This window comes from Rhodococcus sp. ACS1 (genome assembly GCF_002300155.1).
GTDB classification, from domain to species: Bacteria; Actinomycetota; Actinomycetes; order Mycobacteriales; family Mycobacteriaceae; genus Rhodococcus_F; species Rhodococcus_F koreensis.
In genome coordinates this window covers 184,514-209,372 of record NZ_NSDZ01000013.1, presented here as the reverse complement: position 1 = coordinate 209,372, position 24,859 = coordinate 184,514, and the positions used below count along the sequence as shown (strand labels likewise).

21 protein-coding genes and 1 pseudogene are annotated in these 24,859 nt (G+C 61.6%); 19 read left to right on the top strand and 3 right to left on the bottom strand.

The window, feature by feature from the left end; all coding sequences use genetic code 11:
- The first annotated feature begins 374 nt into the window (after positions 1 to 374).
- From CJ179_RS47255 to CJ179_RS47150, 18 genes and pseudogenes are all read left to right on the top strand, one after another.
- Positions 375 to 1,466, top strand: a complete 1,092-nt coding sequence (locus tag CJ179_RS47255; RefSeq protein ID WP_095866149.1) for an aldo/keto reductase — start codon at positions 375 to 377, stop codon at positions 1,464 to 1,466.
- A gap of 456 nt (positions 1,467 to 1,922) precedes the next feature.
- The gene (locus tag CJ179_RS47250) at positions 1,923 to 2,711 is read left to right on the top strand and encodes an SDR family NAD(P)-dependent oxidoreductase (protein ID WP_095866083.1); all 789 of its coding nucleotides are present in this window, start codon (positions 1,923 to 1,925) and stop codon (positions 2,709 to 2,711) included.
- 105 nt (positions 2,712 to 2,816) lie between these two features.
- Positions 2,817 to 3,809, top strand: a complete 993-nt coding sequence (locus CJ179_RS47245) for a bile acid:sodium symporter family protein (RefSeq protein ID WP_095866082.1) — start codon at positions 2,817 to 2,819, stop codon at positions 3,807 to 3,809.
- A gap of 430 nt (positions 3,810 to 4,239) precedes the next feature.
- Positions 4,240 to 5,445, top strand: a complete 1,206-nt coding sequence (locus CJ179_RS47240; RefSeq protein ID WP_218834938.1) for a cytochrome P450 — start codon at positions 4,240 to 4,242, stop codon at positions 5,443 to 5,445.
- A gap of 493 nt (positions 5,446 to 5,938) precedes the next feature.
- Positions 5,939 to 6,199 carry a transposase family protein gene (locus CJ179_RS53885; RefSeq protein WP_095866080.1) on the top strand — a complete coding sequence of 87 codons (261 nt, stop codon included), beginning with the start codon at positions 5,939 to 5,941 and terminating at the stop codon, positions 6,197 to 6,199.
- 298 nt (positions 6,200 to 6,497) lie between these two features.
- Positions 6,498 to 7,709 carry a tyrosine-type recombinase/integrase gene (locus CJ179_RS47225; RefSeq protein WP_179377930.1) on the top strand — a complete coding sequence of 404 codons (1,212 nt, stop codon included), beginning with the start codon at positions 6,498 to 6,500 and terminating at the stop codon, positions 7,707 to 7,709.
- Positions 7,706 to 8,635 (top strand): tyrosine-type recombinase/integrase, encoded by a 930-nt coding sequence (locus tag CJ179_RS47220; RefSeq protein ID WP_095866077.1) that lies wholly within the window; start codon positions 7,706 to 7,708, stop codon positions 8,633 to 8,635. The genes CJ179_RS47225 and CJ179_RS47220 overlap by 4 nt, the downstream gene beginning before the upstream one ends.
- The gene (locus CJ179_RS47215) at positions 8,632 to 9,621 is read left to right on the top strand and encodes a tyrosine-type recombinase/integrase (protein WP_095866076.1); all 990 of its coding nucleotides are present in this window, start codon (positions 8,632 to 8,634) and stop codon (positions 9,619 to 9,621) included. The genes CJ179_RS47220 and CJ179_RS47215 overlap by 4 nt, the downstream gene beginning before the upstream one ends.
- 128 nt (positions 9,622 to 9,749) lie before the next feature.
- A pseudogene (locus CJ179_RS47205) lies at positions 9,750 to 10,082 on the top strand (transposase); the annotation flags it as partial.
- A gap of 657 nt (positions 10,083 to 10,739) precedes the next feature.
- Positions 10,740 to 11,684 (top strand): ABC transporter permease, encoded by a 945-nt coding sequence (locus CJ179_RS47195; RefSeq protein ID WP_179377929.1) that lies wholly within the window; start codon positions 10,740 to 10,742, stop codon positions 11,682 to 11,684.
- Between the two features lie 59 nt (positions 11,685 to 11,743).
- Positions 11,744 to 13,261, top strand: coding sequence for a sugar ABC transporter ATP-binding protein (locus CJ179_RS47190; protein ID WP_179377928.1), 1,518 nt, complete (start codon positions 11,744 to 11,746; stop codon positions 13,259 to 13,261).
- 108 nt (positions 13,262 to 13,369) lie between these two features.
- Positions 13,370 to 14,572 (top strand): substrate-binding domain-containing protein, encoded by a 1,203-nt coding sequence (locus tag CJ179_RS47185; RefSeq protein ID WP_095866072.1) that lies wholly within the window; start codon positions 13,370 to 13,372, stop codon positions 14,570 to 14,572.
- Positions 14,565 to 14,924, top strand: coding sequence for a putative quinol monooxygenase (locus CJ179_RS47180; RefSeq protein WP_095866071.1), 360 nt, complete (start codon positions 14,565 to 14,567; stop codon positions 14,922 to 14,924). The genes CJ179_RS47185 and CJ179_RS47180 overlap by 8 nt, the downstream gene beginning before the upstream one ends.
- An 816-nt stretch (positions 14,925 to 15,740) precedes the next feature.
- Positions 15,741 to 16,064, top strand: coding sequence for a hypothetical protein (locus tag CJ179_RS54315; RefSeq protein ID WP_179377927.1), 324 nt, complete (start codon positions 15,741 to 15,743; stop codon positions 16,062 to 16,064).
- Positions 16,065 to 16,074: 10 nt separating this feature from the next.
- Positions 16,075 to 16,209, top strand: a complete 135-nt coding sequence (locus tag CJ179_RS53530) for a GMC oxidoreductase (RefSeq protein WP_306454279.1) — start codon at positions 16,075 to 16,077, stop codon at positions 16,207 to 16,209.
- Between the two features lie 165 nt (positions 16,210 to 16,374).
- Positions 16,375 to 16,809: an Lrp/AsnC family transcriptional regulator gene (locus CJ179_RS47160; RefSeq protein ID WP_095866067.1), complete on the top strand. Its 435-nt coding sequence runs from the start codon at positions 16,375 to 16,377 to the stop codon at positions 16,807 to 16,809.
- A gap of 162 nt (positions 16,810 to 16,971) precedes the next feature.
- Entirely contained in the window at positions 16,972 to 18,132 is a 1,161-nt protein-coding gene (locus CJ179_RS47155; protein ID WP_373560196.1) for an epoxide hydrolase family protein, read from the top strand.
- Positions 18,133 to 18,303: 171 nt separating this feature from the next.
- A complete protein-coding gene (locus CJ179_RS47150) occupies positions 18,304 to 18,867 on the top strand; it encodes an aldehyde dehydrogenase family protein (protein WP_095866066.1) in 564 nt (187 codons plus the stop codon).
- A gap of 99 nt (positions 18,868 to 18,966) precedes the next feature.
- Here the strand turns inward: CJ179_RS47150 and CJ179_RS47145 are convergent, their stop codons facing one another.
- Together CJ179_RS47145 and CJ179_RS47140 are read right to left on the bottom strand one after the other, a co-directional pair.
- Entirely contained in the window at positions 18,967 to 20,172 is a 1,206-nt protein-coding gene (locus tag CJ179_RS47145; protein WP_179377926.1) for a substrate-binding domain-containing protein, read from the bottom strand.
- A gap of 232 nt (positions 20,173 to 20,404) precedes the next feature.
- Positions 20,405 to 21,877 (bottom strand): aldehyde dehydrogenase family protein, encoded by a 1,473-nt coding sequence (locus CJ179_RS47140; protein ID WP_095866064.1) that lies wholly within the window; start codon positions 21,875 to 21,877, stop codon positions 20,405 to 20,407.
- A gap of 363 nt (positions 21,878 to 22,240) precedes the next feature.
- Here CJ179_RS47140 and CJ179_RS47135 point away from each other — a divergent pair, with 363 nt between their 5' ends.
- Positions 22,241 to 23,671 carry an MFS transporter gene (locus tag CJ179_RS47135; RefSeq protein WP_179377925.1) on the top strand — a complete coding sequence of 477 codons (1,431 nt, stop codon included), beginning with the start codon at positions 22,241 to 22,243 and terminating at the stop codon, positions 23,669 to 23,671.
- Positions 23,672 to 23,756: 85 nt separating this feature from the next.
- Here the strand turns inward: CJ179_RS47135 and CJ179_RS47130 are convergent, their stop codons facing one another.
- Positions 23,757 to 24,842: a Gfo/Idh/MocA family protein gene (locus CJ179_RS47130; RefSeq protein ID WP_257016290.1), complete on the bottom strand. Its 1,086-nt coding sequence runs from the start codon at positions 24,840 to 24,842 to the stop codon at positions 23,757 to 23,759.
- Positions 24,843 to 24,859 lie beyond the last annotated feature (17 nt).

Sequence of the window (24,859 nt, the reverse complement as noted above, 5' to 3'; positions counted from 1 at the left end):
TGCCGGAGCTGTCAGGGCAATCCTGAGCCGTACCGGCCCCGTGCCGTTCTTCTGGACGGATCATTTTGGTGTGCGAATCCAGGTTGCAGGTCCCATTCCTCCCGAAGTATCAGGGACACCGGTTGACCTGGAATCGCATCAGCAGGACTCTCTGCGATTCTGTTCCACGAAGGAGATGATTTATCTGCAGTGCTCGGATGGAACGCCCCACGTGAGGTAAGCCGATACCGTCAGCAGTTGCTAAAAAGCGTCGCGGGGATAAACGCAGTACGAGTCGGTTATTTTAGCGAACCGACGATAATTCTCGGACAATCACCGTCGAATTATCGTTGGTGTATAGGTACTTCTACGCAGAGAATGGTCGTCCAGTAATCATGCGAATGAACTTTTTAGGCTCATCGGGTTTGCAAGTTTCCGCTCTCAGCTTCGGGACCATGACGTTTGGTGGCACCGATCCCTACTTCGGTAAGATTGGGGTGCAACAACTAGCGGAGGCGACCGATATCGCGCAAGCTGCGATCGATGCGGGAGTCAACCTCTTTGACACTGCAGATTTCTACTCCTCTGGCCAGTCCGAGGAGACACTTGGACAGGCACTTGGCAGCCGGCGTTCGGAGGTGCTTATCGCTACCAAGCTTCGATATCCCATGGCGTCTGGACCAAACGACGCTGGGCTCTCACGACACCACGTTATCCAAGGATGCGAAGCAAGCCTTCGACGACTCGGAACCGAGCATATCGATATCTTGTACCTGCACAACATCGACCCGGCGACACCCCTTGAAGAGACTATGCGCGCACTAGATGACCTCGTGCGAGCCGGCAAAGTTCGCTATCTCGGATTATCGAACTTCCCGGCCTGGATGGTGACTAAAGCGGCTGGAATCTCTGCTGCAAAAGGATGGGAACGATTCGCTTGCCACCAAGTCCATTACTCGCTTGCGTGTCGCGACATCGAGAGCGATCTGGTTCCGAGCGCTCTTGACGCTGGAGTAGGCCATACCATCTGGAGTCCCTTGTCGGGCGGCCTGCTCTCCGGAAAGTTCCGGCGCGGTGAGCAGAACCCAGAAAACACCAGGCGCTCACGCGGGTTCGGCGATACCGTTCCGGTGAACGATGATGTGATACTCGACATCGTCGATGTTGCTACCGAGATTGCTAATGATCGGGGTTGCTCAGTAGCCCAGGTTTCTCTCAACTGGGTAGTCTCTCGACCTACGGTGAGCAGCGTGATCGTCGGTGCGCGGACCAAGGAGCAGCTGATGGATAACCTCGGCGCAGTCAATTGGGAATTGACCACGGAAGAGATTCGCCGACTTGATGCAGTGTCGGAGCCGAAACTTCCGTACCCGCAGTGGCACAATCGTATTCACTCTGAGGACCGGCGCCGTGGACATGACGGCAGAGTTTTGGTTGGAATAGAGAGTCCCGGACGACGCGCGCAGCGGCTCGCGGCTCAAGCCTGATGGTGTGCAATCCACCTTTGTGGCCACGCTCGGACGCGTCGGCACGTATGTCAGCGGCACTGCGCTTTTGTTGTGAGAAAGAAGATCTCCGCGATCGTGCGCTTTCCGAATCAGCTCGCACGATTGAGAGGCTTTCGCCTTACCCGGTGGCTGGTCGACGGGCGATCGCTTGGCGACAGGTCCCGAGCCTCGAGCGGAATCCAGCAGAATCAGTCACCTCGTAATATCCCGCTCTGTTTGGGCACGGACCTGATAGGTCGGTCGAAATTGTGACAAACCACATGGTGATTACTGCGCACAGGGGGCAGGCTAATGTGATGGCTGTCACAGACCGAGTTGTAGTTGGTCAGGTGTCTGCAGCCCCCGGAGTCTCTAACTTCGAAGAGGCGCGTGCACCTGAGGGCGTCGCTCTCATCCTTGTATGTTCAGCTCCCAGACCAAACTAAAGGACACCTTATGGCAATGCTCAAGGACAAGACCGTGATCATCACTGGTGCAGCCCGCGGCATGGGCTTGGAAACCGGCCGTACCTGTATCGAAGCCGGTGCGACGGTAGTTCTGACAGACCGCCTCGAAGACGACGTGATGGAAGCGGCCGAGTCTCTCGGCGACGCTGCACATGGGCGTGCGCTCGATGTCGCCGTACCGGATCAGTGGGATGCTCTTACTGAGTGGCTGGTAAGCACCGGCCTTCGGCCCGACGCTCTCGTCAACAACGCCGGTTTGCTGCTGATGGATCCGGTCGACAAGATCGCAGTCTCATCGTTCGACCGGATGATGCAAGTTAACGTCTATGGGCCGTTGCTCGGGATACAGGCATTCCTGCGGGCTAGAGACGCCATGCCCGGGCCGGAAACTGGTTCGGTGGTCAATATCTCCTCGATACGCGGGCTGAAAGCCGGCGCCAACTTTGCGGGTTATGCTTCATCGAAATTCGCCGTACGTGGCCTGACGAAAGTCGCAGCTGTGGAACTAGGCGCACGTGGCATCAGAGTAAATACAGTCTGTCCCGGGCCGATCGAAACACCGATGAGCGTGGTGAACCCGGATTTTGCGGGAATGGATTGGGATGCATATGTCGCCCGGCTACCAATGGGCCATATGGGGAAGCCGCGTGACATTGGGCAAGCAGTGAAGTGGCTGATATCAGACGAAAGCGGATTTATCACGGGAATCGACCTCCCGGTCGACGGCGGACTAAATGCGACAACGTACAACGTCGAGCGCGTCAATAATTCGGATTAAACCCGTAGTTCCCATTGCAAAGTGAAAATCATGCCTCCCTTGCAGGCGCACCGTCCCGTGAGCCGGCTTTCTTGAGAAACAGCATCCCGGAAGAGATACACGACCATGAACGCAGTCGGATCAGTAGGAAATATCATCACCAAGTATCTACCGTTTTGGATACTGGTGGGACTAGGGATTGGACTATGGAAACCCGATAGCCTCGCTGGAGGTTCGCCGTACTCCCTTTATGTGGTGATGTTCCTGATGCTGCTGATGGGGATCACCCTCACGCCGAAAGATATCACGGGTATTGCCAAGAAGCCGGTTTCAATTCTTATCGGAACCGCCTGTCACTATACCGTGATGCCGCTACTCGCGTACGGGGTGGCCTGGCTGTTGAATCTTGGGCCAGGGCTTACAACCGGCCTGGTTCTTCTGGGGTGTGTGGCAAGCGGATCGGCATCTAATGTGATGGTCTACCTGGCAAAAGGTGACCTGCCAGTCGCGGTATCACTGGGACTGGTGTCGACATTCGCTTCGATTCTGTTGACACCGCTTCTTGTACAGATTCTCATCGGCAAGCTCGTGTCTATTTCCGCGCCGTCAATGGCACTCGATATCGCGAAGATGGTTGTGGCGCCCGTAATTGTCGGTTTGTTGATGAAGATATTCTTACCTAAAGTGTGCGGGTACATCATCCCATTCGTGGGGCCGGTTTCTGGTATTGCGTTGGTCTTCATCTGTAGTGCCAATTTCGCTGCTGGACACGCAGCCTTTTTGTCGAGCGGCTTCATCATCATCGCAGCAGTACTAATGCACAATCTAGGCGGCTTCACTCTTGGGTACCTCATCAGTCGATTCACGCGCCGAACTGAAAAAGCCACTCGTGCAATCACTTTGGAAACCGGCATGCAGAACGGTGGTGTCGCTATTGTCCTGGCGCAAACGTATTTCGATCCGATCGCTGTGTTGCCAAGTGCAGTGTCCGGAGCGATTCATGTATTTACCGGATCTGTGCTCGCGCGATACTGGGCCGCTCGCACCATTGGAGTGGAGGCCGTGACCACAGGCACCTTCCGCGCAAGAAATGATGAGCCTGAGCTAACCCGAGATTGATTGGTATTTCACCTGTGCGAACGAGTCGTCAGATGACACCGTTCGGTGGCGGCTGATGCCCCGTTCCAATCTCCAGCGTTGGCGGGTGCCTCGCGAGGCCGCTGCGGCGCAGGGGAATTCCTATCCGGACCGCACGGCGCGGCCGGCTGAGGTGTCCCAACCGGTTGGATGGAACATCACGACGTGCGCGATCGGTATCCCGATTCGGTCCGAAGAGCTAAATCCTTGTGTCGACGACGAGCAAGAGGGTTGAAATTGTGAGGAAGTATATTGCGCTTGGTGTCATGCGCGTCCAGAGTGATGTGGTAGTGGTCGCAGAATCGCGATGCTGCTCGCCGGGAAAGACGGCAACCCGCTGACAGCGAAATGTGACGTTTGCTAGATGCCAGGCAGGAACGGATTAGAGTAGGGGTTCGAAACCATGACTAGCATGATGACGTTGAACGACCTTCCGACCATTGACGTCGACTTTTATGATCCCGCCTTTGTGAAGGATCCGTACCCGGTTCTCGAGAAGGTTCGGGACGCCGGGCGAATCGTTCGGCATGAAAGGCTCGGCAGCTATCTCATCACCAGCTACCGCGACTGTGCACGCGCGATGGGGCAGGGCCGGTTGTTTGCTTCGGACCACGAGCAGATCGGCAAGCTTTTCGGCGGTCCGCCCTTTACCGCGATGGAAGGAAAGCAACACTCGGACTTCAGGGGTATCTGGTCCCGCGACTTCATGCGCAAGCGCCTTTCGGACTATGAGGGCTTTATCAGGGAGATCGTCACCGCGCAAACCGACTCCGTGTTCGAGCAGCTGAAAGCGGGGGAGGTCGTCGATGTAGTTCCTCGGATCACTCGTCCCATCCCCACTCGTGTCATCGCCGAGTTGATGGCAGTCCCTAGCGCGAACGTTCCGGAATTCATCACTTGGACCGACGACATGGGCGGGATCATGGAGGGGCGGGATGACCCGACGGCGCGAGGTCGCGAACTTATCGAGACAGGTATGGCGGCAACCGCCAGGATGAACGAGTACGTTGCGACCGTCATCGAGGAGCGGCGACGGAACCCCGGTGACGATCTTGTGAGCAAGATGGTCCTGACCGAGGTGAAAATGTCAGAAGCGGAAAGGGTCGCGGCGAATACGCAGCTGATCTTCGCCGGCAACGAAACCACTTCCAAGCTAATGGGACACTGCCTCGTGGCACTCGCGCTTCACCCAGAGCAAAAAGAGGAGATCCGTAAGGACCGGAGCCTGATTCCGCAGGCGATTGAGGAAGTTCATCGCTGGACAAGCGTGAAGCTCTGGAACATTCGCTTTGTGAAGGCAGAGGAAGCAGAACTTGCAGGTGTGGTCCTTCCGCAGGGAGCGACGGTGATGGCGCTGCAGGGCCTGGGTAACCGCGATCCTGAACGCTGGGATGACCCGTCGGTATTCGACATTCATCGGGCGTCACAGTCACATCTGGGCTTCGGAGTCGGCCCTCATGCATGTCTTGGTATGAACCTCGCACGCCTGGAGATCGAGACTGTCCTGAATCGTTTTCTGGACGAAGTGCCGGACTGGGAAGTACGCGATGTGGACTACGGTCTGAACGCGATGATTCGGGGACCGGTGCATCTGCCAGTGAGCTCGCCGGCGCAGTAGTGACAGGAGAGTTAGTTGCTTGAGGTGATATGTCCAGCGTGCGGTGCGATCTCCGAAGCGCAGGATGGAGAGGATCTTTACCTGGAGGCGCGCGCACACACCCTCGATGAACATTCGTATGATGTGTCACGCGAGCATATTGATGATGCAGCATACGAGGTGAGCTGACCCTATCCGTGTCAGGCTTTGGCAGGGGTAGAAGCTACGGGCGGCGATGGCGATTAGCCGCCATCGCCGCCCCCATTGCTTGGGGCTCAGGGTCCCGTGACGGTTGATCTCTGACCTGAGTTTGATCCGCAACTGTGCCCTCCGTGTGCGTGTCTGCGATGGTGCTGTTCGGCGTGTCGCGGCTGGCGAGAGCGGCCACCTGGATGGCGGTTGTCCGTGGCCATGAGAAAGGGATCTGGCGCACTTTGCGTGAAGATTCTGGGCGTGTCGTCACGGTGTGCTGAACTGCGGCGGGTGAAAATCATCGGCGTGTGATTTCGACAGTGTGCGGGCATTGTTACCCCATCTGGTCGGGTGCCGTCGTTGCCGGCGTTCGGAGGGTGGGTTCGACCATCCGTGTCCCAGCGGAACCGACAGACGAGGGGGTCGGTGCCCGCGTTGTGACGGCGTGTCCGCCCGGGTGCATTCCCGCTACCGGCGGCGGCTGTCGGATACCGCGATCGGTGGGCACCCGGTCACGATCGAAATCCGGGTCCGCCGATTCTTCTGCGATACCACCGACGAACTCCCGTCCTGGAGGCGGTGATCTCCGCGATCGGGTTGGCCGTGCCCGGCTGGGCCGGGGCCCGCCTCGCCTCGCGGATCCCCGTCGACCTTGACGCCCTGCTCCGAGCTGTGCGGGCGATACCGGACTCGAAGATTAGCGACGCCCGAGTCCTGGGCATCGACTTATCCCGACCCCGGAATTATCCCGATACGGGTATCGAAGCGGCGAGATTGATGCAGGTGAGGAGCATCTCCGGATGAATTCGGGTCGGGATAATCCCGCGTGTTCCAGGCTCTGTCGGTGGGGCAGGTTGCTCCACCGACGGAGGAGGTGTCCGATGGGCACGATTTCTTGGATGCGTGGTGCGGGACCGCTGGTGCCGTTCGCGGAGGGCTTCGAGGAGGAGTTGCGCAGACTCGGGCACCGACCCGGCGCCATCCGGCACCACCTGGTGTTGATGGGACAGCTCGATCGGTGGCTGACCGGCGAGGGTCTTGTGGTCGAGGACCTGAGTATTGCTCTGGTGGAAGGATTCTTGGCATCGCGGCGGGCGAGTGGTCGTCGGCGGGTGCCGACGGTGGCGACCGTGGCGCGCCTGTTGGAGTATCTGCGGGAGCTGCAGGTGGTACCGCTCGAGACGCTGGCGACGCCGACGAGTCGTGATGAGATGTTGGTCCGCTATCGCCACCATCTGATTGTTGTGCGGGGACTGGCCCCGACCACGATTCGACGCTACGAGCGGTTCGCGCGCCGATTTCTGGCGGGTCGGGCATCGCGCACCGGAGACGAGATCGGTATCGGGAATCTGACCGGCACGGAGGTCGCGGACTGGATGCTCGAGGCCGGTTCGCGGCTGACGGTCGAGTCGGCCAAGCGAGAGGCCGCCGATCTGCGGGCGCTGCTGCGCTTTCTGTATCTGGACGGGATCCTCGAGACGGACCTGGGTGGCGCCATGCCGCCGGTGGCGAGCTGGCGCGGTGCCCGATTGCCCGCGACGATGAGCGCCGCCGACGTGGACAACCTGTTGGCCGGATGCGATCGCAGCATCGCGAGTGGACGGCGTGACCGGGCCATCTTGATGCTGCTGGCGCGGCTGGGTCTGCGCTCCGGGGAGGTGGCCGCCCTCCGGCTCGGCGACGTCGACTGGCGGGTCGGGGAGATCGTGGTGCGGGGCAAGGCCCGCCGCCGCGATCGTCTCCCGCTCCCCGTCGACGTCGGTCAGGCCCTCGTCGACTACCTCACCGACGGGCGCCCGGTGTGCGGGTGTCCGCAGTTGCTGCTCACCATCTACGCGCCTCCACGGCCCATGCACCCGAGCACGATCACCGGGATCGTCTACCGTGCGTGTCGGCGAGCCGGCCTGGCACGGGTCGGTGGTCACCGGCTCCGGCACGCGCTGGCGACCGAGCTGCTGCGCCAGGGTGCCGATTTGATCGAGATCGCCCAGGTGCTGCGTCAGTCGGATCTGGGGACCACCTCCGGCTACGCCAAGATCGATCGGGCCGTGTTACGCACGGTCGCCCAGCCCTGGCCCGGGACACGGCGATGAGCGCGCTCGCCGAGCAGGCCGAACAGTACCTGCGGCTGCGCCGAGCCCTGGGACACCGGCTCGATGAGGCCGCCCGACTGCTTCCCCGCTTCGTCGCCTACCTCGACGCGGCCGGCGTCACGACGATCACCGTCGACGTGGCCCTGCAGTGGGTGCAACGTCCCGATGCCGATCCCAGCAGTTCGGTGTGGGCGCGGCGGATGACCGTGGTGCGCGGCTTCGCCCGCCACATGTCCGGCATCGACCCCGCCACCGAGATCCCCCCGGTGGGTTTGATCGTCTTCCGGCAGCACCGGCGGCCCCCGTTCATCTACTCCGCCAACGACGTCGAGGCGCTGATGGCGCAGGTACCCCGCCTCGTCCCGACACCGCTGCGGGCCGCCACCTTCGCCACCATGATCGGACTGCTGGCGGCCACCGGCATGCGGATCGGCGAGGTGATCGCCCTCGAACGCGGCGACATCGACTGGGCCGAGGGAGTTTTGATCGTGCGCAACACCAAATTCGGCAAGTCCCGGGAGCTGCCCCTGCACCCCACCACCGTCGATGCCCTGGCCACCTACCGGGAGATTCGCGACCGGCACGTGCCCACGCCCGGTCGCTCGACGTTCTTCGTCTCCGCCAAAAAGACACCGATCATCTACACGGACTTCGGGGCCACGTTTCGTGCACTGATCGCCGGTTCTGGTGTCGGCGCCGACGTACCCCGGCCTCCGCGGATCCACGATCTGCGGCACTCGTTCGCCGTCGCGACGCTGGTGCGCTGGTATCGGGCCGGTGAGGACGTCGGTGCCCTGCTGCCGAGACTGTCCACCTACCTCGGCCATCTCACCCCGACCTACACCTACTGGTATCTGTCCGCGGCACCCGAACTCTTGGACCTCGCGGCCACCCGCATGGAGAAGGCAAGGGGGACAAACAGATGACCGCGTTGGCCCCCACCATGCAACGGTTCTTCACCGAACGGATGATCAAGCAGCGTCAGGCCAGCCCCGCCACCATCCGCTCCTACCGCACCACCTTCCGGCTCCTGCTGACCTTCGTGCAGGACCGCACCGGCAAGGCCCCCGCCACGCTCGACTGGGCCGATCTCGATACCGAGGTGATCTCCGCGTTCTTGGACCACCTCGAAACCGACCGGCACAACAGTGCCCGCAGCCGCAACGCCCGACTCGCCGCACTACGGTCGCTGTTCCGCTACGCCGCTCTTCGCCACCCCGAGCACGCCGCGCTCATCGCCCGGGTCCTGGCGATTCCCCAGAAACGTCACGACAAGGCCGACGTATCATTCCTCGAACCCGACGAGGTCGAGGCCGTGCTCACCGCCCCCGACCCGCACCGGTGGGAGGGCCGACGCGACCGTGCCCTGCTGACCCTGGCCGTCCAGACCGGCCTGCGACTGTCCGAGCTGACCGCACTGACCCGCGGCGACATCGAACTCGATCGTCACCCGCACGTCCGGTGCACCGGCAAGGGACGTAAACAACGATGTGTCCCCCTGGCCTCCGCCACGGCGGCGATCCTGCGAGCATGGCTCCGAGAGCGAGGCGGCACCCGCACGGACCCCGCCTTTCCGACTCGGACCGGTCGCCGGCTCAGTGACGACGCGGTCGAAGCGCGTCTCGCCCTCCACAAGACCACCGCCGCCCGGCGTTGCCCCTCCCTGATGGCCAAACGACTCACCCCCCACGTGCTCCGTCACACCTGCGCCATGACCCTGCTTCGGGCAGGCGTCGATGTCGCGGTCATCGCCCTCTGGATGGGACACGCGGACATCCGCTCCACCAACGCATACCTCCATGCCGACATGAGCATCAAGGAACGCGCCCTGGCACGAACAACCCCGCACACCTCCAAACCGGGCCGCTACCGTCCACCCGACAACCTGCTCGCATTCCTCGAAAGCCTGTAATTATCCCGACGACACGTCACGCCCACACACCCCAGAACCCCACCCGAACAACACATCCGGTCACCACCCCGATACCCATGTCGGGATAATTCCGTGGTCGGGATAAGTCGAGTAATCCCGATGTCGGGATTAGTGGACGACTTCGCGATCCGCCGCGAGCAAATCGAAGTGGACGCCAGTCTCCATACCCGGAGGAATTCCGGAAAGACGCGGTCGCGCTGTACCGCGCGGCCGATGGCAAGCGCACCTATGCGGCGGTCGCCGCGGACCTGGGCATTAGTGGCGAGACGCTGCGGACATGGGTTCGCAAGGGCACCGCCCGCCAACACGGCGCTACGGGACGCCTGGTCGACGCCGGCGAAGCCTCTGCCGACGGACTGGCTCGGCTGCGGGCGGTGAACGCGGGGCTGTGGGGTGCAGAGAAGGAATGGCAGCTCGAGGGCAGCCGTGTATCTCGAAGGAGGTGACGGTGCCCCGGTCTGGACCGACCGCGGCGAGCCGCCGGGGGCAGCGGCTCTCGGCCGAGGGGTTGGCCGACCTGCTCGCGGCGACACGCGCAATCGGAGGTCGTTGGCGGATTTCAAGCGATGCTCGAATGGCTTCCGCCCAAGGCCGCGGGCACATGACACGATCGACGAAATTCATCAATTCACCTCTCCCTCCTATCTAGACGCCCGAGGAAAACGTGGTTGACGAATGTGCGTGCTCACACTTGTTTCGTCGGGATTTGTGAACGTGCCTAATGTAGGCAGTCGTGGACGCAGCTAGCTTTAGCGCAAAGCAATTTGCGTCACACGGAGGTATCAATATGACTGTAATCACACCCGCGGCCCCGCGGCTCACATGGAATGAGTACGTCGCGGGCGCGCGACTGAAGGTACCTGAGGTGGAGATGCTTTCGATTGGGGAAGCGCTATGGTCGAACATCGGCCGTGGCCTGTCGATGGCCATGGCGTACGGGGCCGCAAACGCGATCTGCAAGGAGTACTGAGATGGCGTCGACGACGGCCCAGGCGGGTAAGATTGGCCAATCTATTCAAGCGCGCACCCATCAGGCCGGCGGCGGGGTCGATGGATCCGATCACGGTCGTACAGCACGGTTTTCGACAGGGAACTTCTTGGCGAAGTTCGGCCTCCTCGGAATGCTCGTCATCGAGCTTGTGGTGTTCAGTCTGCTGGCGCCGGACACATTCCCGACGGTGTCAAACTTCCAGAACATCCTGAGCTCGCAGGCGATCTTCATGATCGTGACGCTCGGGCTCACGGTACCGGTTCTGGCCGGCGAATTCGACGTCTCGGTGGCCAATACTCTCGGGTTCACGACGGTTCTCATCGGTTACCTGACCGTGCTGAAAGAGTGGCCGTTCATCACGGCGTTGATCGTCTGCATCCTGGCCGGAACGATCATCGGTGCGATCAATGCCCTGCTCGTCGTGGGTCTCGGTATCAATTCGTTCATCGCAACCATCGGTACAGGTACGGTTCTCACGGGCCTGGCGACCCTCCTCAGCGATTCTGCGGTCATCCCCGGTCTTCCGGAACCACTTGTCACTGCGTCTACTTCACAACTCCTCGGCCTCCCGTTGCCTGTCTATTACGGACTCGGTCTGACGGTCCTACTGTGGCTGATCTACGAACACATGCCGGCGGGACGTCGCATGCTGTTCGTCGGTGCCGGACGCGAGGCAGGCCGGCTCGCCGGTGTGCGAGTCCAGCGGCTACGCGCCGGAGCATTCATCGCGTCAGGCACCATCGCCGGCCTCGCCGGGCTGGTGCTCGCCGGCCAGCTCGGTGCGTCGGACCCCACAATCGGCAGCTCGTACCTCCTGCCGGCCTTCGCCGGTGTGTTCCTCGGCGCGACCACGATCAAGCCGGGGCGACCCAATGCGTGGGGCACCGTGATTGCCCTCTACGCGCTCATCGTGGGCATCACCGGCCTGCAATTGCTTGGTGCCGGGTCGTGGGTTCAGGACGTCTTCAACGGTGGAGCGCTCATCGTCGGTGTGGCCGTCACTCGTCTCGCAACTCGCAGTGGTCGCACAACCGCGGGGTCGGACACATGACCGCGGGCGACCCACGGGCGAAAGAGCTCAGTGGGACAGTGCGATTGGCTGTTCGGAACATGTCCAAGACGTTCGATGAAACGCTTGCTCTGAGAAACGTCGATCTGGACCTGTTGGGCGGCGAGATTCATGCGCTGTGTGGTCAGAACGGTTCAGGCAAGAGTACGATCATCAAAATTCTTGCGGCCTACCATCACCCGGATCACGGCGCCACGCTGACGATCGACGGTCAGGAAGTCGGACTACCGCTGACTCCCGGTCAGCCAGAGAAGCTCGGCGTCCGGGTCGTGCATCAGGATCTGGGCCTCGCGCTGGACTTGACTGTTCTGGACAACCTGTTCGTGGACGGTTATCCGCGTAACCGACTGGGGCTGGTGCGCTGGTCGGCCGCGAGGCGCGACGCGCGAGAAGTGCTGCGCGCGTTCGATCTCGACGTCGATTTGGATGTTCGCGTCGAGAACCTGAATCCGGCTCAGCGTGCCGTGCTCGCGATCGCGCGGGCGATGAAGGACCGCGCGGGCGACGATGCGGCGACACGCGTCCTGATCCTCGACGAACCGACTGCGCACCTTCCGATGTCCGACGTCAAACGGATGATGCAGGCGGTACACGCCGCACGAAGTCGGGGTGTCGCGATCGTGATCGTGACGCACCGGCTCGAAGAGGTGCTCGAATACGCCGACAGGGTCACGATCCTGCGTGACGGCGCGTTGATCGAGACACGCATGGCAGAGGGGTTGGATCACGACTCCCTGATCGAGTTGTTGCTCGGCCGAGCTCTCGGAAATCAGTACCCGGTGGTGAAGCAATCGAGAGGACGCTCGCTTCTCGAGTTGCGCGGCTACAGTTGTGGGGCTGCGGAGAACGTCGACATGGTGGTCCACGAAGGCGAGATTGTCGGTGTGACAGGACTTATCGGCGCCGGATTCGAAGATCTGCCGTACGGGATCTTCGGGGCCACCGAGTCTGCCGGCGAGCTGCTGCTGAAGGACGCGCCACTGGCGGTGCGGCGACCGAGCGATGCGGTAAGTGCCGGCCTGGCCCTGGTCCCGTCAGAACGAATTGGCCAGGCGGGTGTGGCAAGCGCTTCCCTGACCGAGAACTTGACTTTGCCGAACCTGCACGGGCGTCGCCAAGGCCCCTTCATCGACGGCCGCCGCGAGCGGGCGTTTGCCAATGAGGTGCTGGTCAGGTACGACGTCCGCCCGGCCGGGCCGGCCGGGCGCCCGCTGTCGGTGTTGAGCGGTGGGAATCAGCAGAAACTCCTGATGGCGAAGTGGCTGGAGATGGCACCGTTGGTGTTGTTGCTCCACGAACCGACTCAAGGTGTCGACGTGGGTTCGCGGCGTCAGTTGTTCGACCTCATCGTCGATCACGCTGAACGAGGATCGGGTGTCCTGCTTGCCTCGGCGGATGGCGCCGACCTTGCGGCTCTGTGCCACCGGGTACTCGTGTTTCGCAATGGTGCGGTGGCGGCCGAGCTACATGGGGCCGACCTGACCGAAGATCGGATTGCCGAAGCGTGCCTGCGCGATTCGGTCGTGGCGGCAGAACCCGGCGACCTGACCCACGCCTGACACAGGCGCGCGAGAAGCGCCACCGATCGCAGCGTCGACAGTGTCGCATCAGATGGCCGCCATAAGGGCTGACGCCAGTCATGTTCGATCCTTATCGAGGAGCAAGAAATGAAGATCGTTCTATCTAGATCACGACAGAAGTTTTCGCCCGCGCTATTGAAGTTGTCGGGTTGTGCCGCAGCACTTTTACTGGTGGTCGGTTTCTCGGGTTGCACGTCGGGCAGTAATAGTTCGTCGACCGATGACGCTGCGGACGGCCCGCAGTCGGCTCAAGTCAAGACCGCCTGCGAGCGGGCCGCGGCCGGTACCGCGGAGGTTCAGTTCAAGGCGCCGGGTGGCCCGGTCGACGGTACGGCCCTCAAGGGCAAGTCGATCTACATCATCCCCATCTTGAACTCCGGTTCGGTCACCGAGTACACGGCGCAGATGGAGCAGGCCGCCGGCCTGCTCGGTGCCTCGGTGGTCACGATCGACGCCAAAGGCAGTATTCCCAACGCGGTGTCCGCGTTCAATCAGGCGATCGCCCGAGGTGCCGACGTGATCGTGAACGTCGCGGTACAGCCCGAACTGGTCAAGGCACAGATGCTCAAGGCGCAGTCGCAGGGCATCAAGGTCATCGACCTGCTGAACGGACAGCCGGACGCGAAGGCGCCGGAGGGTGTCGACGGGCGGGTCTCCTGGGACTATGTCCAGGGTGGCAAGTGGAGGATGGATCAAGCGATCTGTGACACCAACGGCAAGCTGAAATTGGGCTACATCTCGTCGGACGACATCCCCGCCGGCAAGCTGTTGCTGGAGGGCTTGCAGGCAGAGTTCGGCGAGCTCTGCACCGATGATTGCTCGATGGTACAAACAAATGTTTCGTCTGCGAATTGGGCGACCGGTACGGCCCCGGCTGCAACCAACATGGTGCAGAAGAACCCGGATCTGAATTACCTGATGCCGGCATTCGGTGCAATGGTCGTGCAGGTCCTGCCCACGATGAATCGCATCGATCCGAACAACAAGATCCAGCTGAGTTCGTTCGACCTGGAGTCTTCGTTGTTCGCACCCCTCAAATCAGGCGAGATCAAGGCCGACCTCGGAACGTCCGTCGGTGGACTGACCTGGCCCACACTCGATCAGGCGCTGCGGCTCGTGAGCGGCCAACCGGCAGTCGTCGAGGAAGGTCCCGTCCGTATGGTGACGTCCGAAATGGCCGAGTCGCTCGGACTGAACGCCGACAACAGTTCAGTGGAGAACCAGACGTTGATCTTCGGTGACCTGGTGACCGGCGACGGGTACAAAGCGCTCTGGGGCATCAATGGCTGAGACGGTGAGCGGCCCGCCACCGGCCGAGCCGGGGGAGGTGGGGCCATACGCTCTCGTGGTGGTCCTCACCTGCAAGAGGGGCCGTGTCGACGAGGTCACGGAGTTGTTCCTCCAACAGATAGACGCCGTACGGGCAGAACCGGCCAATGTCGACTACCACCTGCATCGTGACCGATCGGCGCCGGATGTGTTGGTGTTCTACGAGTCCTATCGGGGCGCCGAGGGGTTCGAACATCACATGGCCCGGGACAACATCCAGGTCCTCCTCTCCGTACTACCGGACCTGCTGGAAAAGGAGCCCGAGATGCGTTTTCTGCAGATGCTGAGCGATCGCGACCGGCGAGCGACCTGATTGTGGGTGCACCGCGTTCAGGTGTCGGTATTTGTGGTGCGTTCCGATGTGACGGGCTGGGATCATGGCTAGCGTTAACCAGATAGGTAATCTGCGTCACCCGGAGGACCGTATATGACGCCCCCGACCATGCTGACGCGCGGATCGCAACAACGCTAACGGTACGCTTTAGTTCAGAAAGCTCGAGTGGCACGAAATGCGACTACCCCATCGTGGGGGCGGGTTCGGCGGGATGCGTCCTGGCCGATCGACTCTCCAAAGATCCCAAGAACAAGGTGCTGCTCCTCGATGCGGGAGGATCGGACAGGAGTCTGCTTGTCCTCATCCCGAAGGGTTTCTTCTTCACCATGCAGAGCGGTCGCGTCGCAAAGCATTTCGAGACACGCCCCTTCGGTCCGACCGGTGCGGTGGACAGCTGGGCCCGGGTACGGAAGATCGGTGGATCGAGTTCGATCAACGGCATGAGCTACAACCGCGGTTGGGCCCCGGGCTACGACGCGATCGAAGAAGCCGGCAACCGGGCTGGAACTGGGCGGCATTTCCGGACGCGTTCAAGACCATCGAGGATCATCAGCTCGGTGCCTCGGAGTTCCGCGGCTTGGTGGTCCGCTGGGCGTTTCGGTCGCCAGAAAGAAAGAACCGGTCTGCGATGCGATGATGGCCTCGGGTGGGCGGATCGGGTGGGCGGAGTCTGGACACCAACTCGAGCGACGACGAGCGGATGGGTTACGTACCCCCTCCACCATCAAGAACGGCCTGCGTGTCAGTGCTGCTCGCGCCTTTCTGAAGCCGGTGCTGAATCGTAAGAATCTCACCGTGCTCGCCAAGACCATCGTGGGCAACCTGATCTTCAGTGGAGATCGTGTGCTCGGTGTGAAAGGGACGCGCAACAATTCGGTTGTCGAGTACCGTGCCGGCAAGGAAGTCATCCTCGCCATGGGGGCAACTCGAGATGCCGACCGCGCTGGAGCGGTCGGGCATCGGCAGCGGCAAGCGTTGGCGAATGCCGGTGTCGAGATGCGTGTCGAGAGTCCGAACGTCGGCGAGAAGATGCTGGACCATCGCGGAATCACGCTCCGGGCCAAGCTGAATCCGGGTCTGGGATACAACAAGCTGTTGTCTTCGATGCCGCGGTCCTGATGTCGAAGACGTGATCTACTCACGGCTGAGGGTGCGTGGCGTCGACGGGTTGCGGGTTGTCGACGCCTCCGTTTTCCCGCGGATGGTGTCCGGCAATTGCAACGGCAGCCGACGATGGCCATGGCGCATATCGCCGCCAAGATGATCCTCGACGATCACTGATGACGGTTCACTGATCACCGGGTGCCCCGGCGATGGGGTCCTGCGTATGCCAGTTGAGGTATCGCGGTCGCGCGCACGGGAGATCGTAGCTCGAACCGCAGTGCGAATATTGTTGCGCAACAGTGCTATTTGCTGTCACTATTGAAGTATGCCCGATGAGATAGACAGGGAAATTCTGCAACTCCTGCGCGAAGACGGCCGCAGGACTGTGCGCGACATCGCCAAGAGAGTCGACCTGACGGTCGCTCCGGTGAAGCGACGTATCGAGCGTCTCGAGGAAACCGGGATCATCAGTGGTTACACGGCGCGAATTGATACGAACAAGGTGGACAGCGAGCTCGAGGCGGTCGTGCAGCTGCGGGTGGCGGGCGACCTGGAACTCGAGATGATCCTCGCGTTCGCCGAGGGAATCCCGGAGGTCACGGAGGTGTTGACCCTGGCCGGCGATCCCGACGCCATCGCCCGGATCAGAGCAGCGAACATCCACGACCTGCAGCGTGTGGTCAACCTTCTGCGCACCAACGGACGCGTCACCGGTACGAAAACGCTGGTGGTTCTCAACACGTGGTCTCGCTATGGTTGAGAGTTCGCCGCAGGCCGCGTTGGTTCTGACCATACCCAATCGCCCAAAACTTGGGAATTCTCCTCGGGAGCTGGGTCACCCGGACGCATAACATGCGTTACAGATCACAGTCGGACCCGGCGTCAGGTGAATGTCGGCCTTTATGAAAGTGGAGACGCCATAGTGACGGAACAAGCTGCACTGGTCTCAGAATTCAAAGCGGCATTTGGCGACGACGCGAAGTCCGACCTCCTGTCGCGGCTGACGCGCATACGCTGGCCCGATGAAGGCACCGCCACCGACTGGTCGCAGGGAGTGCCCCTGCCCTATATGAAGGAGCTGTGCGAATACTGGTCGAACGACTACGATCTCGAGCGCGTCACCAAGCGGCTAAACAGGTTCGCGCAGATCACCACCAACATCCACGGTACCGATATCCACGCGCTGCACGTGCGGTCACCGCATCCTGATGCGATGCCTCTGATCATGACGCACGGATGGCCGGGATCGATCGTGGAGTTCCTCGATGTAATCGAACCACTGACGAACCCGACCGCATTCGGTGGGGATGCTGCCAATGCATTTCACGTGGTCTGCCCGTCGCTTCCGGGTTACGGATTCAGCGGGAGGCCCACCGGCACCGGCTGGGGTGTGGAACAGATCGCCGATGCATGGGTCGAGTTGATGGTCAGGCTCGGCTATGAACGGTTCGGGGCACAGGGTGGCGACTGGGGCGCCTTCATCTCCATCAAACTCGGGCAGGTGGCACCCGAGCGCGTCGCCGGCATTCACCTGAACCTCGGCGTCGGGTCGCCGGACGTCCTGATCGCTCTGGGAGATCTGACACCCGAGGAAGAAGACTATCTCGGTCGTTTCCAGTATTACGCGGACAATGAAGCCGGCTACTCCACACAGCAGTCCACCAAGCCACAGACGCTCGGCTACGGCCTTGCGGATTCCCCGAGCGGTCAAGCCGCGTGGATCCTGGAAAAGTTCCACAACTGGACCGATTGCGACGGCGATCCGCGGAACGTTCTGAGTTGGGATGTACTGTTGGACAACATTTCTCTTTACTGGTTAACCAACTCTGCCACATCGTCGGCCCGACTGTACTGGGAGAGCCTGAAGGCGATTTTTCTCGACTTCGCCGCCGTCGAGGTTCCCGTCGGTTACACGTTGTTCCCCAAGGACTCATTTGCGCTGTCCGAGCGATGGGCCAAGACACGCTTCCCAGATCTTCGTCACTATTCCGTGGTCGAGAAGGGCGGTCATTTCGCCGCATTGGAGCAACCGGCTACCTTCGTCGACGAAGTCCGCACCGCGTTCCGATCGATGCGGGACTGACCGCACGCCGGTCTGAGGCCGCGCTTCGAACCTCCTCGATGTGCAAGCGCCACCCCTTGGCCTTTCGATCATGCGGGATCACCTCATCATGGTGCCGAATCACTACAACAAAGGATATGAAATGTCGGTAGACAACACTCACTGCCCCAGCTGTAAGGTGCCGACCTCGCGGTGGCCAAAGCACGCAAAGCATTCGACGAGGGAATCTGGCCGCGGCTGACGATCGCCGAACGGTGTGACCATGTGTCCAAGTTCCTGAAGGCATTCGCAGCCCGGATGGATGACATCGACTGCGTACAGGCCCTCGAAGCTGGAATGGTGATCACCACCGCGCAGGGGTTCAGCGCCTGGGCGGACATGGTCGGTGACGACGTCGTGAACACCTCGAAGAAGATCGCCGAGTTCGAGGTCCGGGATGTCCTCGGCGGTCAGGTCGAGGTCCGCCACGAGCCGGTTGTGGCCGGTGTGATGCCGTATGACACCTTCGACGAGGCGATCGTCATTGCAGCGATTCCGATTTCGGTTTGGCCGGTTCGGTGTTCACCACAAGCGATGAGGTTGCCGATGAAGTCGTTCGTCGCCGTGGGATCGCTGCAGGTCAATTCCAGCACGGTGTGCCTTCTCGCGCCGTACGGCGGGATGAAGCAGTCGGGTTACGGTCGGGTCGGGGGTGTCGAGGGTCTGCTCGAGGTCGCCAACATCAAGACCGTTCAGAGGACTTCGGTCAAGAGCTGAGATCGGGTGAGACAAGCGGCAGCGGGCCGACCTCCGCTGCCGGTTGCGGCACCATGCGGGCGCCGAGGGGTTTGAAACCGCCTCGGCGCCGCGTGCTGTTCACGAGTCGGTGAGGCCCCAGAGCGCTTTGTACCCGTCACCGGTCACAAGATCACCGAAGATGAGCGTCTGATTGTCGAGTGTGCTCTTGTCGGAGCTGAGACCCATCGATTCGGCCATCTCGGACGTCACCATCCTCGCCGGGCCCTCTTCGATGACGGCTTTCTGGCCGCTGACGAGCCGTAGTGCCTGATCGAGCGTCGGCCAGGCCAGAGCGCCTACCGAGGTACCCACGTCTGCCTTGTTGTCCCCAGCCGCCAAAGGCTTGAGCAGCGCCGGCTCCAGGTCGTTGGAGCTGAGCTGGATCTTGTTGCCGGGATCGATGCGAGTCATGGTTGGCAGAATCTGCACGACCATGCCGCCCCATGCCGGTAGCAAGTAGTTCAGATCCGGGTTCTTTTGCACAAGGCTGGTGGTCGCCTGCGCCAGGCCGGTTGCCCAGTTGGAGGATGACACATTGGTCGTCACCAGCGAGCAATCATCTGTGCACAGTTCGTCGTATTCGGCTTGCATGCCCGCACGCAGAAACTTTGTCATCGGAAGGTCGTCAGACGAGATGAATCCCGCTTTCAGCGTGCCGTTGGTATCGCAGATGGCTTGGTCCATACGCCATTTGCCGGCCTTCATGGTGTCCCAGGAGACCCGTCCGTCGACACCCTCTGGTTTTTCCGAGTCCGGCTGACCGTTCATGACGTCGATGACCTTGATGCCCTGTGACTGTGCATTGAGCATCTGTGCCTTGACCAGTTCGGGCTGTACCGCGACGTTCACGATCACATCGGCACCTCGGGCGATCGCCTGATTGAACGCGGACACCGCGTTGGGAATGCTGCCTTTGGCGTCGATCGTGACCACCGAGGCACCGAGCAGGCCGGCGGCCTCTTCCATCTGCTTGGTATATTCGGAGACTGTTCCGGTGTTGATGATGGGGATGATGTAGATCGACTTGCCCTTGAGGGCCGTACCGTCGACCGGGCCGCCCGGCGCCTTGAACTGGACTTCAGCTGTACCGGCCGCGGCACGCTCGCACGCAGTCTTGACCTGGGCCGATTGCGGGCCGTCGGCGGCGTGATCGGTCGATGAGCTGCTACTGCCAGAGGTGCAGCCCGAAGCGCCGACAACCAGTGAAAGCACTGCGGCACAACCCGACAACCTCAACAGAGCCGGCAAGTTCTGCCGGCGCGACTTCGGGGACGATCTCTTCACGTGGTACTCCTCGATAAGGTGGGACTGGCGCCATCGCGATGACTGGTTTCGATAACGAATTACTTGAGACTGACGGCCGTGTAAGGCCATGCAGCAGCGTGAGGCCACCTTCTCCGTGGGAAAGGTGACCTCACTGAACTGTCGTGGATCTTGTCTGGCCGCGCTTGGCTCCGAGCAGATGACAGGTGCTCAGGTGCGCACTGAGGGGTTCAGCCGCGTGACCAGTTCGTGATCACAGACCCTTGGGAATGATGATCTGCTTGACGTTGGTGAGCTCGAGCATCCCCTCGATTCCTGCGACGCGGCCGTAGCCGGACTTCTTCACACCGCCGTAAGGGGCAGTGAGGCAGGGGAAGCTGCCGTTGATTCCGAATGCACCGACTTTCGCGCGCCCGGCAACATCCCAAGCCAGGGCATCGTCGTGGGTGTAGATCGCGGAGAGCAATCCGTACTGGGTCCCGTTCGTGATTCGCACGGCGTCGTCGATGTCCTTGTAACGCATCACCGAATAGACCGGCCCGAAGATCTCGGTTTGTGCAACCTCCATCGTCTCCGTGACATTGGTCAGCAGGGTGGGCTCCAGGAAGAAGCCACGGTTGAATGCTTCTGGTCGGCGCCCACCGGTGGCGATCGCCGCTCCCTCCTTGACCGCCCGCTCGATGAAAGCCTCGGAACGATCGCGGATTCGGGCACTCGGCATGGGGCCGAATGCGACCTCGCGGTCGAGGGGATCGCCGATCGACAGCGATTTGAGTCGTTCGACCAATCGTTCGACCAACTCGTCATGACGCGAATCCGAGACGAGGATTCGAGTCAGTGCCACGCACTGCTGACCCTGATACGTCGTCATGCCCCCGAGTAGCAACGGAACAACTTCGTCGAGCGGCATGTCGTCGGCCACTATCGCAGCAGACTTGCCACCCAATTCGAGAGTGGCTCTCGCCAGCCGTTGAGCACAGACCGTCGCGACGTCGATACCGATCTCGGTTCCACCGGTGAAGTGGACCAGGTCGATTCCTTCGTGTGCTACCAGGTGTTTGCTGACTTCGGTCCCGGCAGTCAGAATGCTCACCAGGCCGTCGGGCAACCCGGCTTCCTCCACAGCGCTGGCCAGGAAATGTCCCAGCATCCGATTCTCGGGAGGGAGCTTGACGATGACCGGATTCCCGACCAACAGAGCGGGTATGACCGTGAACGTGAACTCGGTCAGTGGTCCGTTGTAGGTCAGGATGGCCAGCATCGTTCCCACGGGCTCACGACGAACTTCGACCTCGCCGCCGTCTGTGGTCGCTCGACGCTCCGTGAACTTGACTGACCTCGCCACCTCGATCGCGTCGTCGATGAACGGTAGTGCGGCCTCGCCGAAGGCCGTGCCGGTTGCCAGCGGCATCGCGGCTTCCAACGCCCACGCCTGGGCTAAATCCGGAAGGCGGGCTTCGATCGCTCTACGGAGCGACAGAACATGCTTGATGCGCTCATCGAGCGACATGGACGTCCAGGGGCCGCTGTCGAAAGCCGTATGTGCGCACTGAACAGCGAGATCAGCATCTTCGATCGACGGCTCGGGAAGCGAGCACAGAACCTCTTCTGAGTACGGAGAGACGACATCGACCACCGAGGTCGACGTGGAGGTCTCCCACCGCCCCCCGATGTACAGCTCTGTGTTGTGCGGCACGTCGAACTTCGTCTGAATCTGTGTTGTCATATTCATCCTCGCTAATCGTCCGGGGTCATGGAACCAGCGGTCGTATGTGAACGGTGTCACAACGGTGCCGGGTAATTCCATGTGTGAGGGCACAATTGTGGCGGCCGGAGTTGTACTCGAGGATCGCCGGCCGGCACCGACGTGTGGTAGCGGACCGGGTGCGTGTCATTTCAACCCACGTGGCAGTAAGGTCGGGTGCGAAGTTGTACTCAATAGTCAATCATCGCGCATTGCAACAGCTGTGAGTGCAAATAGCAAACCGAGATGTTCATCCAGTTGGTTCACCTCGCAGCCGTTTGTCGATCTGCATCGGCGCACACGGTCGCACGTCTCGTACACCATCGGCGAAAGGGGAACACCGACGTGTTCGGTTTACGACGCGGACAGTTGGATCCGCGCAAACTCGCCGTGTTCTTGGCGTGCGCGGCCCAGTTCCTGAGTGCACTCAACATGGGTATCGGCCCCTTGATGATTCCCCGCCTCTCTGCCGACTTGGGGTTTGGACAAGTCGAACAGGCCTGGGTCGTCTCCGGTTACGCGCTCGCGTTCGCGGGCTTCGTCCTTCTCGGGGGCCGCTTGGCCGATGTCTTCGGTGGCGCACGCATTGTCACACTCGGTTTCTACGTCGCAACCCTGTCGGCTGCTGTGGCTGCGTGTTCACCCACGACGACCGTCCTGATCGGTGCTCGGATAGGCCAGGGACTGGGTGCGGCGCTCACGGTGCCGGCCGCGCTCGCCATCATTGCCACCACTCACCAAGAGTTGTCAGGGCGATCGCGGGCTCTCGCGACATTTGCGGCGTCGGGAGCCGTCGGTTTCGGGCTGGGTCTGGCCTGCGGTGGTCTCGCGGCGGACACGATCGGATGGCGCTGGCTGTTCGTCGCACTCGGGCTGGTGTCCGCGGTGCTCGCCGTTTCTACTACCGTCGCTGTCAGAAGGACCCAACGCAAGGCGCTTCCGGTGAGTTTGTGGTCCAGCGTTTCGAGCGCAGCAGGTTTGATGCTGGTCGCGTACGCAGTGACCGTCGGTTCGTCCGGGCAGGGAGCGCACCTCTCCACGGTCATCGCCGGGGGCACCGGACTGTGTTTTCTGGGCCTTTTCCTGTGGAGCCAAGGACGGTCACAGTCCCCGATCATGCCCCTCGAGCTGTGGACCCGGCCCGGGTTTGCGCTGAACATAGTCTCGACGGCGCTCATCTACGGCGCCTGGGTCAGTGCCTACTATTTCGCGGCTCTGCTGCTGCAGGATGTGCTGGGTCTCAGTGGCACTGCCGCAGCCCTTTTCATGGCGCCGTTGGCGCTCGGAGCCACGGCTGGATCCCGGATTGCCGGAGTGCTCCTGCCGCGGGTCGCGCGCCCCGCGAGGCTCATATTGTCCGGTTCGTTCGTATGCGCCGTTGCAACGGGGCTCCTCGCGCTGCCTTCGCTCTGCCATCCATGGTTGATAGTCATACTGCTGAGCGTCGTGGTTGCAGGGCAGTCAACCGCTTTCGTTGCGTTGAACGTCGAGGTGCTGGCGGGCGCATCCGTCGACGAGGTCGGTCTCATCGGGTCGGTGTTCAACGCCGGGTGCCAAGTCGGCGGAGGGATGGCCGTCGGAACCCTGGCCGCCCTTTCCCAGGCTGTCGGTGGCGCCGAGATCGTGATCGGATGCCGCGTCGCGTTCCTGTGTGCTGCGGCGCTTGCACTGCTGGCCGGGATCGCCGCCTTCATCGCCCGCACGCCGGCGAACAGGCCGGCGAGCAGGCCGGCGAGCGTGCCTTCTGAAATGGTCACCGGACCACATCCGTTGTGATCGAGACCATTCGGGTGACTGCGCATATGCAAGAGGGTGGAAGGTCCCATGTGTGGGACCTTCCACCCGGATCGTGCAGCAGGTGTCAGTTTGTCGCGGTGCCGTACACGGCGGCTGCCGGCGCCGGTATCCAGGCGTCAGCTGAATCACTTGCATAGCAGGACAATACGAGGCCTTGCGTGGCGAGATTGCCCGTCACCGAAGATGCTGGTTCGGTGCCGGCCGCCACAGCATTCGCGAAGTCTTGGTGGCTTTGTGCAAACCCTGCGTCCCGGGTGTCCTGAGGGAATGGAAAACGCTGTACAGCCTCGCCGGTCGGATGCCACTCGACCCACTTGCCCGCAAAAACGGTGAGCACTCCGCAGCTGCCGCGAATCACCAAGGACTCGCCGTCGATGTTGTCCGGGGTCTCGGGACCGGGCACGCTCCAGTCCAAGGACATCTCGACAGGAAAGTCATACTTCAGCTGGATGAACGCCGAATCATCGCCGACCAGATCCGGATTCACCCGGCCAACGGTGGCCCGTAGCTCTTTCGGCTCCCCGAACCACTCGCGGAACATGTCGAGGATGTGCACGCCGTATTCGAGGACGATCAGCTGCGGCATGGCAGAGAACCGCGGCATCAAAGCGTCACGGTTCGCGCTGCTGGGCCGGTCGGCGACCTCATCGAAGATCGCCGAATCACGACGGGGAAGTAGCAGATTCGAGTGACCGGCAAACTTCACGAACTGGATGTCGCCCAGGTCCCCGCGTTTGAGGTAGTCCCAGACCAACGCGTAGGCGGGTATCCATTTCCACATTTCGTTGATCGCGAAAACGATCTTCCGCTGTTCCGCGATCTCGGCAATGGCCAGGGAGTCCGCCAAGGTGGCGGCCAGTGGCTTCTGGCAGAGGATGTTGATACCCCTGGCGCTCACCTGATCGACCAACTGGAGGTGGAGCTCCGGTGGAACACAGATGTCGATGAAGTCCAGTTCGTCGCCCAGGTCGTTCAGCAGATCATCGACGGATGTGAACGTGCGGGACACGTTTGCCGCCCTCGCTGCGGCGTTCACCCGGTCTGTGTTGGTGTCACACACTGCGATCAGTTCCGCGCTTGTCGACGCCTCCCAGGCTCGAATGTGTCGGGGAGAGATGTAACCACAGCCGATGAGGGCCCCACGGAGCACACTGGCTTTGTGCTCCG